Here is a 14,630-nt window from a genome sequence, read left to right on the forward strand (position 1 = left end):
AAAAGCAAAAGACCAAGTATCTCAGTTAAGAGTTACTTGGTCTTTTTTAATTAAAAGTTTTACTTGTCAAACAAGGTTGCCTTAACTGCGTTAGTTACCGCAATCTTGTCGTGGGCGTAAGTCAAGCCCCCCTGCATGTAAACAGCGTATGGCGGACGAATTGGGCCATCGGCTGAGAATTCTACCGTGGAACCAGACACAAAGGTCCCGCCGGCCATGATGACTTCGTCTTCATAGCCCCGCATGTGGCTTGGAATTGGCGTTACGAAGGAGTCAACTGGAGAGTTCTTTTGCACTTCTTGGCAGAACTTGATCATCTTTTCCTTGTCGTTAAAAGTGATCAATTCAATTAAGTCAGTCCGCGGTGCATCCCATCTTGGAGACACGTCAAAGCCCAATTTTTCCATCAAGGCTGCAGAATAGATCATCCCCTTGATGGCTTCCCCAGTCACGTTTGGCGCCAGGAAAAAGCCTTCAAAGAACTCGTGCAGACTGTTCAAGGTTGGACCTTCCGAATCGCTGATCCCCGGGGCAAAAAGGCGGCTGGCAGCCCGGTGAACCAAATCTTTTCGGCCGACGATGTAGCCACCAGTCTGGGCGATCCCGCCACCGGCGTTCTTGATCAAGGAGCCCGCCATAAAGTCAGCACCGTATTCAGTTGGCTCGTGCTTTTCTGAGAATTCCCCGTAGCAGTTGTCGATGAAGATCAAGGACTTTGGACTCACTTCCTTGATAAAATCGATCATCTTGCGAATCTTGGCAACTGGGAAGCTTTCCCGGGTATCATAGCCGCGAGAGTGCTGAATGGCCACGATCTTTGGCTGGTCTCTTTCCAAGATTTCCTTGCCCTTGACAAAGTCGACGCTGCCGTCTTCTTTTAATGGTACGTATGAAAAATGAACGCCCTTTTCCACCAAGGTGCCGGCCTTGTCGTCGGTCAAGCCGATGGCGTGCTGCAGGGTGTCATAAGGCATCCCGGTTAAGTAAGTCAAAGTATCGCCAGGAATCAGGTTCCCGTCTAAAGCCGTCATCAGGGTGTGGGTGCCGGAAACGAATTGTGGCCGCACCAAGGCGTCTTCGGTGTGGAAGACTTGGGCGTAGACAGCTTCTAGTTTGTCTCGCCCTTCATCGTCGTCACCGTAGCCGTTGGTCCCCTTTAAGTCAGCTTCAGCAACGGCGTTGTCGACGAAGGCTTCCAGGACCTTGGCTTGGTTGTAAACGACTTGGTCATCGATTTCGCGCAGACGGTCGGCGATTTGTTCGTCGACTTCCTTCACGACCTTGGCCAGTTCTTCAGGTAAATTGTTCATGATGAAAAAACCTCTGTAAATAACTTTTCAATAATTCAGCAGATTGCTGTGCTCTTTCTATCATAACAGTTTTTCTCTTTCCTGGCTTAATTCCCAAAGAAAAAAGATAGCCGCTGCCTTCAATAAAAAGCAGTGACTATCTTTTATTATCTTATTAAGTTACGCTTCACTAGCTGCCTTTTCTGGCAAGACCAGGTTCAAGACAATCCCAAACAGGGTTGACAGAGCAATGCTGGTCAACTGGAAGTCCCCCATCTTCAGGTAGGTGCCGCCGATGCCGACCACCAAGATGACAGAGGCAATCACCAGGTTGCGCTTCTTTTCAAAGTCGATCTTGTTGTCAACCAGGATCCGCAGACCGTTAGCCGCAATCATCCCGAAGAGCAGGAAGGAAATCCCGCCGATAACCGGGCTTGGGATAGATTCAATAACGGCTGACACCTTGCCGATAAAGGAGAAGATAATGGCAAAAATCGCTGCCCCACCTAAAACGTAGATGCTGTGGACCTTGGTCATGGCCAAGACGCCGATGTTTTCACCATATGAGGTCGTTGGCGGGCCACCCAAGAAGCCGGCGATGATGCTGGACAGGCCGTCACCAAGCAAGGTCTTGTGCAGACCTGGATCTTTAAAGAAGTTCCGCTTAGTCAACTTGTTTAAGACCATCACGTGGCCCATGTGCTCGGTCATGGTGACAAAGGCGATTGGGGCCATGGTGATGATGGCGGTCGGGTACCACTTAAAACGGTAGCTGACGCCTAACACGTCAAAGGCTGGCAAGGAGAACCATTTAGCTGCTTCAACGCCAGACAGGTCAACGATCCCGCAGGCTAAGGCCATCAAGTAGCCGCAGACGATCCCCAGCAAGACTGGGATCATGCTTGGGAAGCCTTTTAAGAACATGTTGAAGATGATGGTGATGATCAAGGTAAAAATGGCCACCCCGAAGTAAACCAGGCTGTACTTGCCCTTGCCATCAAACATGGCGTCGCTAGCGGCAGTCGTCGCTAAGGATAAGCCGATGACGATGATGATCGGCCCCACCACGATTGGCGGCAAGACCTTGTCCAGCCAGTCGGACCCAAAGCGGGAAATGAGCAAGGCGACAATGACGTAGACTAAACCAGCCGCAATGGCCCCCTGGCCCACAGCCGGGTAGCCGTAGGACTTCATCAGGGCCTGCATGGTGGCGATAAAGGCAAAAGATGAGCCTAAGTAAGCTGGAATTTTGGCCTTAGTGCAGAAGATGTAAACTAAAGTACCCACGCCTGAACAAAAGAGGGCGATGCTGGGCTTTAAGCCAACCAGGATTGGGACTAAGACGGTGGCCCCAAACATGGTAAACAGGTGCTGGATGGACAAGAGCAGCCAAGGGCCAAACTTTGGCTTGTCTTGGATGTCTAAGACAGCTTCCGGATTCCGGAATTCTTTGTTATCGGACACGATAACTTCCCCTTTCTATAACTGGAACCATTAAAAAAGCGCCCTATCCTGCATGAGGAAGGCGCCAGAAGACGGGGCAAATGCCCAAGCGATCCTTTTCAGCCTCACAGGACTAAATTTAAAGGTTCCTTAAATAATCTCTAGATTTTATCCTACCGACATTGTGTTTTTTTGTCAAGGAAAGGCCCTGTAAAATCCGAACCAAAGAAAAAGCCCGCAAAGGGCGGACTTTAAGTGTGTAGTAAGTTAGTACAAAGATAAGTATAAAATTTAAGGAGCAATCATTTTAACGGGCTGGTGAGATGAAGTATTCAGGCTTGCAGACCTTGGTCCAGTCAACGAAGATCTTCTTCATTAAGTAGCCAACCGCAAATGGAACGACTACCCAGACAAGGACTAAGACAAGAACATTGTGGAAGCCCGCGTTGTATGAAGCAAGTGGGGAAACGGCACCGATTAAGCCGAAACCACCAGATGCAGGGGTACCTTTAAGGCCCAGCATTGGAACACTCAAAGTTGAAACAGCGGCCGTCAAGGCAATTGGGATCCCGATGACTGGGTATCTTAAGAAGTTAGGCATCATCATCTTGATGGCACCGAGGAAGATAGCAACTTGGACACCTGGCTTGTCAACCTTGAGGGTTGCCCAGATGAGGAAGGCTGCAGCACTAGCCAAGCCAAAGCCGGCAGCGGCTGAACCCATGCCAGCCAGACCGATTGCAACAGAAATTGCGACCGTAGATAAAGGAGTGACAATGATGATCGCAAAGGACATCGCGATTAAAATACACATTGGGTATGGAGCCAGCTTGGTAAAGGTGTTGATGACGTCACCGATCCCAGTAGTTACCAGGGATACGTAAGGCTTAGTCAGGCTGCCCAGGAAACCAACGCCGGTACCAGCCAGGATTGGGAAGAAGACGATCCCAAGTGAACCAAAGCGATTGCCCACCCACTTGATAAAGAGAACGGCAACGGCTGCCGTCAGCATGGTGTTGATAACATCGCCCATGCCGGCCAGCTGGAAGGAAGTCGTGGTTACGCCCTTCACCGTGGTGGTAACCGCAGTGACACAGCCAGAGCCAAGGAAGGCTGCGCCGCCCACACAGGCAGCTTCGGTGTAGCCAAGGTCAAATTGCTTAGCGGTTGAGAAACCGCACATTACTGCGAAAAAGTATTGGAAGACGGTCACTGTGTGCAAAAGAGCGGCCACAATCGCATTACTTCCCGCAAAAGGAGTCAAGAAAGTTGACAAAATCGCACTCGGCAAAAGTGACACGATAATGGCTGTTGCTGAACCATTAAGAACTTTCATAGTAAATGATCCAACTGTTTCTTTTGTTTGAGTTGTTTCAGACATAAAGTCTCCGCCTCCTAACGGTATAAAAACTAATATAATAACATTTCTCCAGGCTTTATGAAAAAATTAAAGCAGTTAAGCAATTTCTCATAAATCGGATGTTTAAAGTATAGAGAAAGTTTTCCCTATTTTCAACCACTTTTTTCAAGACTTTGAATATTTTTCTTTAACTAATGTTGGACCCGCTTACACCAGACACTTAGGGTTAATTTATTAGTTTTTAGTTAAATATAGCGAGATTTTTAACAAAATTTAAAGAAGTTGGATTTGTTAAAAAGAGCGAAAACAAGCAAAAAAAGACCCTCAAGCCAAGCTTGAGAGCCTTACAAATTGTCGATGACCCGGGCGAGATTCGAACTCGCGACAACCTGGTTTAGGAAACCAGTGCTCTATCCAACTGAGCTACCGAGTCATGGAACACAATTCATTTTACAAAAAATTAGCCTAAATTGCTAGTCTTTTAGCCTTGAAATACCTTATTTAATTAATACTGAGGCATGTAGAAGCTGCTTCTTGGACGCTTTTCGCCCATCCGGTCGCTAGCCTTAACAAAGGGCAGCCAGATCAAGACGGCAATGACCAAGTTAACGATGGACAAAAGGAGCGCCCGCCAGTCGTAGTTGCAGGCTAGATATGGCCCAACAATCGGCGGCATGATGCCTGGCACTGAGGCCTGAACCCGGTTGACCCAGCCCAATTTGGTTACCAAGTAAGACAAGGATACATTAGCTAAAGGTGCCGTCACGAAAGGAATGAAGTAGACCGGGTTCAAGATGATGGGCAGACCATAGAGAACCGGTTCATTGATGTTGAAAACAGCTGGCGCTAGGGCCAATTTAGCTAAAGTCCGCCGGTCGCTTCTTTGGGACTTCAGCAGCGTCGCAATGACCAGCGGCAAGCAGGAACCCGTCACCCCGTAGATGATAAAGGAACTGCTGGTCCACAGATACGGAATCATTTTTCCATCAGCTGCCGCCAGCAGGTTGGCATTTTGCGCCGTTGCCCAGATCGACCCAATCACCGGCGCCAGGGCACTGGCCCCGTTGATGCCGAAGAACCAAAAAAGCTGGGTCAAAGCCGTAACCAATAAGACCATGATGAAGCCTTGGCCTAGGTCAAGCAGCGGCTTTTGGATAATTTCCAAGAGCCAGTCGCCAAAGTAGCGCCCCGTGACCGTTTGAAAGAGGTAGTTGAGCCCGCCGATGACAAAAAGCGACAGCATGACCGGGATCGACGTTTCAAAGGCCACCACCTGCTCAGGCGGCATGCTGGCAGAAATATGCAGGCTGATCCGGGCCTTGATGAAGAGGACGTATAAGGAAACGCCCAGCCCCCCAAAGAGCAAGGCCGTGAACATCCCCGTCGTTGACAATTGCTTGATATTAAAAGCCTGGTCCAGCTTGATCTTTTGGTGGTCCTTAAAGAGGTAGGCATAGTTAGCAATGCTCATCAAAAAGGCACAGACCGAGGTCATCGCCCCGCCAAGAGGGTCAACTTCGCAGTTCTTTGCCAGCTGGTAGCCCCAGCTGAGGGCAAAGAAGAGCGCAAACATAGCCACGCTCCCCCGCCAGACGAAGTTGCAGATGTCGACGGCTGGCGACAGAAGCTGGTAAAAGAGTTTCCAGCCAAGATCGCGCTTAGCCGCAATGATCAAGGACTTGACCAAAACCGCCACTGACCCGGTCAAAGAGATGGGCAAGGTGGAGATGAAGGCATCCCTGAGAGCCACCAGCCAGCCGGTTGAAGCCAAGTTTTGCGCCAGGGGCAAGAGATGTTTTTCTAAAAAGTCAATCAGCTTATTCACTGGCCTTTTCCTTCTTTAAGTAGTGAGGGTGGTAGCCCTTGTTTTTGTTCTTGCGCTTTTTATGCTTGGCCTTCTTACCCTTTTGTTCTTGCTTTTTCCCCTTTTTAGCAGAGGATCGACCATTATCTGCTCGATCGACTGCAGAATTAAGATCATTATTGTCTTTTTCTGCCTTCTCCTTCTTCTCCGGCTTATCGGTGCTCAGCTTGTAGCCGGCAAAGTAGACCCGGGACACTTCTATCTGCTCACCTAACTGCTTTTTGAGATTCCGCAAGTCGTGGTCATTGCCCAAGGTCACCACATAGCCCTTCTTAGACATCCGCCCGGTCCGGCCAGCCCGGTGGAGGTAGGTATTTTCATCGTTCGGCAGCTCATAGTTGACCACGTAGGTCAGTTTAGGAATGTCCAGTCCCCGGGCTGCCAAATCAGTTGCTAAAAGCAGCTTCACCTTCCCTTTAACCAGGTCCTGGATGGCCTTTTGCCGCTTGTCCTTAGAGAAATTAGTGGCTAAAAGCGCAAACTGGGTCTTGCTGTGGCCAAAAATCCGGGCAAAGTGCAGCATCGCTTCGTTAGAATCAAAGAAGAGGATCCCTCTAAAGCCGTCCACCTTAACCAGTCTTTGCAGGTATTCTAGCTTGTGGTCATTGTCTACCTGCAAGAAATAGTGGGCAGTTTGACTCCCTTGGTCAGGCCGCACGTCAACTAACAAGAAATTCCGGCCAAACAGGCTCTCGGCGTCTTTCGTGATCTTGGATTCAGTAGCCCCAAAGAGCAAGATTTGGCTAGTTGAAGGCAGATTTTGTCCTAATGAGCTGAGCAGTTCCAGCTTGGCAAATTCCAGGATGTCGTCAGCTTCATCGATGACCAGGGTCTGGATTTGCCCCAACTTTATTCTGCCTGATGAGAAAAAGTCAAAAAAGCGGCCTGGCGTGGCCACAATAATTTCGGCATGCCCCTTCTTCAGCTTTTCTTCTTGTCTTTGCCGGTTGCCGGCACCAACTAAGGCCAGGGCCTTTAAGTCTAGAGCCTTGGCAAAGGGCTGAACCACGTTACGGATTTGAACGGCCAATTCCGTCGTTGGCGCTAAGATCACCAAACCGTTCTTTTGCCCTGCTTCCAGCCGCTCAATGCTGGGCAAGGCATAGGCCAGGGTCTTGCCCGTCCCCGTCTTGGCTAAGCCCACCAGGCTAGCGCCGTTGAGGATGGCATCGTAGGTCCGCTCTTGAATGAGCGTTGGCTTGTCTTTCTTTTCCTTTTTTAAAATTGCTTGAATCTGCGCGTGTTTTCCTTCTAAGTTCATTGTGTTAATTGTCCATATTTCTGTTTATATTGCTGATTGGTTCCCAAATAGGCGTACATGGTGTAATGGCTAAAGCCAGTCGCAGCGACATGCCCCTTGCTCGTATACTGCCAAAAACAGTACTTTAAGCGGCTAGGCGCCTTTTGACTGGTCGCTAAAAATTTAATGCCCTTTGGCATGAGCCCAGCATAAGACCTGCTGGCATTGACCATGACTTCTTGCTTAGGCATTTTGGCCTGGAGCAGCTTGGCCATTTCACTTAGGCGGGTCAGGCCAGACGCGTCTAAGTCGCTTTGGCCGGTGTCTAGCAGAATGGGCAGCCTGCCAAAGGATTTGACCTGCTTTTCGACTTTGGCCACCTGCTGGCTGGCGCTTGTTTGAGAATCGACATTTACCATTATCCCATAAGCCAGCTTGGTTTGCTTGACCAGCTTGACCTCTGCTTCAGTATCGCCAGTTGCCTTTAGGTAAACAAAGGAGATGCCGCTTTTTTGCAGCTGCTTGAGCTTGCTGGCACTGGCCTCCTCCAGCAAGACGCCGATTGAGCTCTGGGCCGCCCCACTAGGCAAGGTGGTTTGGTCTGCATAATGATAGATTCCGTAAAAAAGCAGGCCAATCGTTGCCAGTAATAAAATTAGTATTGCTGGCAAAGTTGCCTGATGATGAAAATGCCTTGTCTGGTCCATGCCGCGCCTCCCAGTATCATTTTAACCAAGAAATCCAACTATACCAAGAGAAAAGATCCTTTAGCCAAAAAAGAATCTTTAGTATAATAGTAGTGTTTATGGAAAAATAACTTTTCGAGGTACTGTGAGTGAAAAAACAGATTTCTTTTGGCCAAGCCCTGGCGACCGTGATTGGATCGGTCATTGGGGCGGGCGTCTTCTTTAAAATCGGCACCATCACCAGTCAAGTTGGCTCTCCTTCTGCCACCATCTTGGTCTGGATCATTGCCGGCATTATTTCGATTTGTTCCGGTTTGACCATCTCTGAACTATCCTCTTCTCTAACCGTGAACGGGGCGATTGAATACCTAGACTACAGCTACGGCCACGTCTGGGGCTTCCTCTTTGGCTGGGCCCAGATGATCGTTTACTTCCCGGCACAGATTGCGGCCTTGACCTCCATTTTTGGCCAGCAGTTCATCGCTCTTTTTAACCTAGAAGGGGTTGCCAGCAAGACGATTGCCATCTTGTTAGTCTTCTTTTTAATGGGGATCAACCTGCTGGGGACCAAGGTCGCAGCCCGGATGCAGACGGTGATCACGGTCTTAAAGCTGATTCCACTGGCCCTCATCGTTGGTGCGGTCTTTTTCACCAAGCATGATCCAGTACCGCTTTGGCCCATTACCATTAAGGCGGCTAACCCAGTTACCGGAATGAGCCAGGGCCTTCTGTCCGCCCTCTTTGCCTTTGAAGGATGGATCACGGTAACCAACCTAGCTAAAGAAATGAAAAATCCAACAAGGGACCTGACCCGGGCCATCATTCTCGGCCTCAGCCTGGTGACCGCAGTCTACGTTTTGGTCAACTACGCCTTTATGGCCGTCTTGCCTTTTAAGTCGATCATGGGCAATGCCAATGCTGCTTACTACGCTTCGATGGGGATTTTTGGCAAGCTGGGCGGGAAGCTAGTCACCGCCGGGATCCTGATCTCTGTTTACGGAGCCGCCAACGGCTTTATGTTAACCGGGATTAGAACGCCTTACATCCTGGCCCAGGCTAACCGCCTGCCTTTTTCAGACAAGCTGGGCAAGACCTCGATTCGCACCGGGGTGCCGGTCTTTGCGGCCTTCCTGGTTAACGCGGTCGCGATCGTCATGATCCTGCTTGGCAACTTCACCGTCTTAACCGACATGCTGGTCTTCGTCATGTGGACCTTCACTACCCTCTTAGCTATCGCCGTGATCGTTTTGAGAAAAAGAGAACCCGAGTTATCCCGGCCCTTCAAGGTGCCGCTTTACCCTGTGATTCCCCTCATTGCCATCTTGGGCGGGGCCTTTGTCGTGGTCATGACTTTCTTTATCCAATTTAACCTTTCCGTGATTGGACTGGGCATTACCCTGCTCGGTTTGCCAATCTACTACTGGAAGAAGATGCGCTAAATAAAAAAGCTGAACCAAAGGTTCAGCTTTTTCTTTGACTTAAATTTACATGACTAAATTATCGCTTTAGTCGTGTTCGTGCTTGCTGGAGAATTCTTCCACAACTTCAGGCTTGATGACGCCGATGTATGGCAGGTTCCGGTACAAACCAGCGAAGTCCATGCCATAGCCGATAACGAATTCGTTGCCAACGTGCGTGCCGTAGTATTCAACTTCCACTTCGGTCGTCCGGCGAGCAGTCTTGTTCAACAGCACGCAACACTTAACTGACTTAGCACCGCGGCGAGCCAATTCGTCCTTCATGAACTTCAAAGTCAAGCCCGTGTCAACGATGTCTTCCACGATCAACACGTCGCGGCCAGTAACGTCAGCTTCCAGGTCGTGGGTAACGGTGATCTTGCCGCTAGATTCAGTCCCATTGCCGTAGCTGGAAACATCGATGAAGTCGATGTCGCAAGCAACGTCCATTTGCCGCAAGAGGTCAGTCAAGAAGAAGATGGCACCCTTCAAAGCACCAACAACCAAGACGCGCTTGCCAGCGTAGTCCTTGGTCAATTGTTCGCCAAGGCGCTTGTTCATCTTAGCGATGTCTTCTTCGCTGTACAACTTGTGATCAACTGCATCATGAATACTTTTCATTAGTGTCCCTCGATTTTGTCTCTGTATTTTTGATATATTCAGATTATAACATTAATTCAATCAAAAAGGAGGGCTTTTTACTTAAAGTCCTCCTTTTTTCGGAATTTTATTCTTCTTTTTCAGTTTGATTGTCTGTATTTAGCTTTTCCACGATAAACCAGCGCATAAATCCTTGCTGCACATCGGCCAAAGTGAAGCGGAAACCTTCAAATTCGACCTGTCCGTCCTTCTTTAAGTCAGGGAATCTTTCCATCATGTAGCCGCCGATGGTGATGATGTCACTATTTTGGAAGGACTTGAGGTTCTGGTGGAAGTAGCGCTCAAAGTCATACAGAGTCGTCTTCCCAGAAACCCGAATGTTCCCTTTGGCATCCTTGATGATGTAGTCGTCAGACACGTCGTCGATTTCATCTTTAACTGACCCAAAGAGCTCTTCATAGATGTCCTTGTCAGTCACGATCCCGCTGGTGCCGCCGTATTCGTCAACCACCAAAACGATTGGTGTGTGCTTAGAAATCATTAAGCGCAGGATATCCTGGATGGCCATGGATTCGGGCACGGTGATGATGGTCCGGTTGATCCGGGTGACTGGCACGCTGTCGTCGCTCCGGCTTTGCTGCACGATGTCGTAGGCATAAACGTAGCCGACCACGTCGTCTTTGTCATTGTCACGAACCACGGGAAAGCGGCTGTAGCCATCATCCAGGTACTTGACCAGGGCATCCTTGACCGTTTCAGTAGCATCTAAAACTGTCAGCCGGGTCCGGTCAGTCATGATGTCTTTGGCCGTCTTGTCGTTTAACTGGAAGGCCCGCTCCATGTAGGTCAGGTCTTCCTTGTCCAAGGCCCCGCCATGAACGGCATTTTTACTCAAGCGAATGATTTCGGACTGAGAATACACCTGATTTTCTTCATCAGCTGGCTGGAAACCCATCATCTTTAAAATGCCTTCGGAGCTGACATTTAAGAGCCAGACAAAAGGATAAACCAGGGTGTGGAAGTAGTGCAAAGGATTGACGATCCACATCAGCATCTTGACGGGCGCGTCAATGGCGATGTTCTTCGGCACGACTTCAGTCAAGACAACTTCCAGGTAGGTCAAGAAGATTACCCCGATCAGGGCACCAACTGAATTAACCACTTTTTCACTCAAGGGAGTCAGCTTTAAGAGGTCTTCAAAAATCGTTGCCAAGGTGTCCGCACCAAACCAGCCCAGGACAACCCCAACTAAGGTGGTCCCCACCTGGGTGGTAGACAGATATTCATTCAGGTTGTGGCACATGTTCAAAGCGCGTTTCAGCTTTTTGACATTGCCTTCCCCATTAGCAATCTTATCCTCCAATTGGCTGGGCCGGACTTGCACCAGGGCAAACTCTGCCGCTACAAAGAAGGCGGCAAAGATAAAGATTACTAGTATTGCAAATAGATTGATCCAAATTTGTGTTGTCGTCACTTTGATTCACCTGTTATTGTTTTCAAAAAGACTATTTACCTTTATTTTAGCATTCTTTGCAGGATTTTTTCACAAGGGCGGCAATTTCTGCTAGTTCTCTTTATTTTCTTTTATCAGCTAGAGTAATCAATAAAATAATAGCCACAGTTTAATCACAAAAAAGACTGCCCATGCGGACAGTCTTTTGGTTAAAAAGTTATTTACTTTTACTAAGTTACTTATCTAAGCCAGACCACTTCCAGCCAGTAACTTCTGGAATGTCTTCACCGTTGTCGCGGATGTAGTCATGGTGCTTGGCAAGGAGTGAGTCCATCTTGTCGATGAAGGCAGCGGACTTGTCTCTCAAAGCTGGGATTTGTTCAACCGCATCCTTAGCCAGGTCAAAGCGATCCAGGTGGTTCAAGACCCGCATGTCAAATGGCGTAGTAATGTCGCCATTTTCTTCGTAGCAGTGGATTGACACATTGTAACGCTTGCGGGCGAACCAGATGGATTCCATCATGGTCTTGTAGCCGTGCCATGCAAAAATAGTTGGAACGTCCTTTGGGAAGAGGCGATCGAATTCTTCTTGGGAGATGGCGTTTGGATTATCCTTTGGTGCCATCAACTTCATCACGTCAACCACGTTGATGTAGCGAATCTTCAGATCTGGGAAGTTCTGGTGCAGGATGTCAATCGCGGCTAAAGTTTCCATGGTTGGCTCGGTTTCAGTTGAGGCAAAGACAACGTCAGGCTTAGCACCTTTATCAGTTGAAGCCCAGTCAACGTATCCTAAGCCGTTGTTAACCAGCTTAGCAGCTTCTTCAGCCGTGAACCATTGTGGCCGCTCTTGCTTAGAGGTTACCAACAGGTTGATGCATTCCCGGTCCTTGAAGGCCTTGTCAACTACGGCCAGTAAGGTGTTGGTGTCACTTGGCAGGTATTCGTGGATCAGGTCTGGCCGGTTCTTTTCAAAGAGGTGGGTCAGGATGCCCGGATCTTGGTGGGTGTAGCCGTTGTGGTCTTGTTGGAAGACAGTGGACGTTGCCACAAAGTTCAGGGATGGGTAGTCGTGTCTCCAGTATTGTTCCTTAGCCTTTCTTAGCCACTTCATGTGCTGGGTCAGCATGGAGTCAACTACGCGCCCAAATGCTTCGTAAGTAGCAAAGAAGCCGTGGCGGCCAGTCAAGACGTAGCCTTCAAGGAAACCTTCATCTTGGTGTTCTGACAATTGGGAATCGATGATCCGGCCGTTTGGCGCCAAGTTTTCATCATTTGGCTCGTGGATTTCGCTTTCCCATTGCCGCTTGTCCTTGTCGAGCAGATCAAACAAACGGTTGGACTTAGATTCGTCAGGGCCAAAGCCGCGGAAGTTGTCAGGGTTCAGGTCAGCCACCTTGCTCAGGTACTTAGCCCATTCCACCATGTCTTGGGCTTTTTCTTGACCTGGCTTATCGATCTTCAAGGCAAAGTCGCGCCAGTCTGGCAGGTTCAAGCGCTTTGGCTTGATCCCGCCGTTAGTAACTGGGTTCATGGCCATTCTTTGGTCGCCGTGAACGGCGTTTGCCAAAACGAGTTCGGTTGGGTAGCCTTTTTCATCAAAAAGCTCTTCCGGCTTATAGCTTTCCATCCAGTTGACCAAAAGCTCCTTGTGGTCCATGTGGTGGCGGTCTACTGGGATTGGAATTTGGTGAGCCCGGAAGGAGTTTTCAACCGGGTTGCCGTCGAGGTCTTCCTTTGGACCGGTCCAGCCCTTTGGGCATTGGAAGATCAAAAGTGGCCAGTGGGCAAAACTTTCGTCACCAGTTTCACGGGCGTGCTTTTGAATGGCCTTGATTTCTTCAATGATCTTGTCCAAGGTTTTAGCCATTTCTTGGTGGATTTGTTCGATTGGCTTCATGCCGTCAAAGCGGCCGCCCTTGAAGGTAGAAACGATGTAAGGCTTCCAGCCCATGCCTTCAAAGTACTTGGTCAATTCTTCGTCGCTCATGCGGGCGGTGATGGTTGGGTTGGAAATCTTAAAGCCGTTGACTTGCAAGATTGGCAAAACGGCACCATCCTTAACCGGGTTGATGAAGCGGTTGGAGAACCAGCCAGCAGCCAATGGGCCAGTTTCAGCTTCCCCGTCACCGATTTCAGTAGCGGCGATTACGTCAGGGTTGTCCAAGATGGCACCAGTTGCGTGGGACAAAGAATAGCCCAGTTCCCCGCCTTCGTGAATGGAGCCTGGAGTTTCTGGAGCTGCGTGAGAAGCCACGCCGCCTGGAAAGCTGAAGCGCTTGAACAGCTTGGTCATCCCCGCTTCGTCTTGGGTGATTTCTGGGTAGATTTCGGTGTAAGAACCGTCCAGGTATGAGTTAGAAACCATGACTTGGCCGCCGTGACCGGAGCCTTCGATGTAGAACATGTTCAGGTTGTACTTTTTAATCACGCGGTTCAAGTGGGCGTAGATGAAATTCTGCGGTGCGATGGTGCCCCAGTGCCCAACTGGCTTAACCTTAACGTCACCAGCAGTCAGTTCCTTTTTCAAAAGTGGGTTCTTCAGCAGGTACAGCTGGCCAACTGACAAGTAGTTAGCTGCCCGCCACCAGGCGTCAACGCTCTTTAAGTAGTCTTGTGAATCATAATTTACAGCCATTTTAGTTTTCTCCTTATAAGCACTTGCTCTATTCTGCTATTATCATATCCAGTTTCTAGTGTGATGTCAACCATTTAGATAATTGGTAGGTTCCAATTTAACGGAATTTTTACTTAGTTTAGTAGGATGCGGGGGTTTTTAGGGAGCTGGTGCACAAGAGTTGACTCAACTAGAAGCTGTTTTAAAAAATCGTGCTCATGATCTTACTCAAGTAAAAAAATGGCTGCACAATAATTGACTCAACTGGAAGCTTTTTTAAAAAATCATGCTCACAAACTTACTCAAGTAAAAATAGATGAGTAAGTTTCTGAGTTACATTTCTGCAATTTTGTAAATAGTTGAGTAAGTTTCCGTGCATCCCACCCCCAATTTGACTCAACCGACTCGAATTTTCTCGGTTTTCGCCCCCCACTTGACTCAACCGACTCAAATTTCCTCATTTTTCGCCCCCGACTTGACTCAACCGACTTCATTTTTCTCGGTTTTCGCCCCCCACTTGACTCAACCGACTTCATTTTTCTCGGTTTTCGCCCCCCACTTGACTCAACCAAGCCTGGTTGACATACTTCGGGGGCAAATTCCGCCAAAAATCAGACCGGT

10 protein-coding genes and 1 tRNA gene are annotated in these 14,630 nt (G+C 48.9%); 1 reads left to right on the forward strand and 10 read right to left on the reverse strand.

The window, feature by feature from the left end; genetic code table 11:
* Window positions 1–59: 59 nt before the first annotated feature.
* From FC20_RS04810 to FC20_RS04840, 7 genes are all read right to left on the reverse strand, one after another.
* Window positions 60–1,310, reverse strand: a complete 1,251-nt coding sequence (locus FC20_RS04810; protein ID WP_008463783.1) for a methionine gamma-lyase family protein — start codon at window positions 1,308–1,310, stop codon at window positions 60–62.
* A 159-nt stretch (window positions 1,311–1,469) separates the two neighbouring features.
* Window positions 1,470–2,753, reverse strand: coding sequence for a uracil-xanthine permease family protein (locus tag FC20_RS04815; RefSeq protein WP_054668092.1), 1,284 nt, complete (start codon window positions 2,751–2,753; stop codon window positions 1,470–1,472).
* Window positions 2,754–3,039: 286 nt separating this feature from the next.
* Window positions 3,040–4,113 carry a PTS sugar transporter subunit IIC gene (locus FC20_RS04820; protein ID WP_008463788.1) on the reverse strand — a complete coding sequence of 358 codons (1,074 nt, stop codon included), beginning with the start codon at window positions 4,111–4,113 and terminating at the stop codon, window positions 3,040–3,042.
* A 337-nt stretch (window positions 4,114–4,450) separates the two neighbouring features.
* Window positions 4,451–4,525 (reverse strand) — tRNA-Arg (locus tag FC20_RS04825).
* A gap of 72 nt (window positions 4,526–4,597) precedes the next feature.
* Window positions 4,598–5,917, reverse strand: a complete 1,320-nt coding sequence (locus tag FC20_RS04830; protein WP_008463791.1) for a PTS sugar transporter subunit IIC — start codon at window positions 5,915–5,917, stop codon at window positions 4,598–4,600.
* Window positions 5,910–7,217, reverse strand: coding sequence for a DEAD/DEAH box helicase (locus FC20_RS04835; RefSeq protein WP_008463793.1), 1,308 nt, complete (start codon window positions 7,215–7,217; stop codon window positions 5,910–5,912). Before FC20_RS04835 ends, FC20_RS04830 begins: the two co-directional genes overlap by 8 nt.
* Window positions 7,214–7,903 carry a glycoside hydrolase family 25 domain-containing protein gene (locus FC20_RS04840; RefSeq protein ID WP_008463794.1) on the reverse strand — a complete coding sequence of 230 codons (690 nt, stop codon included), beginning with the start codon at window positions 7,901–7,903 and terminating at the stop codon, window positions 7,214–7,216. Before FC20_RS04840 ends, FC20_RS04835 begins: the two co-directional genes overlap by 4 nt.
* 128 nt (window positions 7,904–8,031) lie before the next feature.
* On the opposite strand from FC20_RS04840, the gene FC20_RS04845 reads away from it, so the two are divergent.
* Window positions 8,032–9,321 carry an APC family permease gene (locus FC20_RS04845; RefSeq protein WP_008463796.1) on the forward strand — a complete coding sequence of 430 codons (1,290 nt, stop codon included), beginning with the start codon at window positions 8,032–8,034 and terminating at the stop codon, window positions 9,319–9,321.
* Between the two features lie 66 nt (window positions 9,322–9,387).
* On the opposite strand, the gene hpt is transcribed toward FC20_RS04845, so the two are convergent.
* The 3 genes from hpt to FC20_RS04860 all read right to left on the reverse strand — a co-directional run bounded on the left by hpt (window position 9,388) and on the right by FC20_RS04860 (window position 14,030).
* Window positions 9,388–9,960: a hypoxanthine phosphoribosyltransferase gene (gene hpt / locus FC20_RS04850; protein ID WP_008463798.1), complete on the reverse strand. Its 573-nt coding sequence runs from the start codon at window positions 9,958–9,960 to the stop codon at window positions 9,388–9,390.
* A gap of 106 nt (window positions 9,961–10,066) precedes the next feature.
* Window positions 10,067–11,413 carry a hemolysin family protein gene (locus FC20_RS04855; RefSeq protein ID WP_008463804.1) on the reverse strand — a complete coding sequence of 449 codons (1,347 nt, stop codon included), beginning with the start codon at window positions 11,411–11,413 and terminating at the stop codon, window positions 10,067–10,069.
* Window positions 11,414–11,627: 214 nt separating this feature from the next.
* Window positions 11,628–14,030: a phosphoketolase family protein gene (locus tag FC20_RS04860; protein ID WP_008463805.1), complete on the reverse strand. Its 2,403-nt coding sequence runs from the start codon at window positions 14,028–14,030 to the stop codon at window positions 11,628–11,630.
* Window positions 14,031–14,630 lie beyond the last annotated feature (600 nt).

This window comes from Lactobacillus equicursoris DSM 19284 = JCM 14600 = CIP 110162, from assembly GCF_001434815.1.
Lineage (GTDB): Bacteria > Bacillota > Bacilli > Lactobacillales > Lactobacillaceae > Lactobacillus > Lactobacillus equicursoris.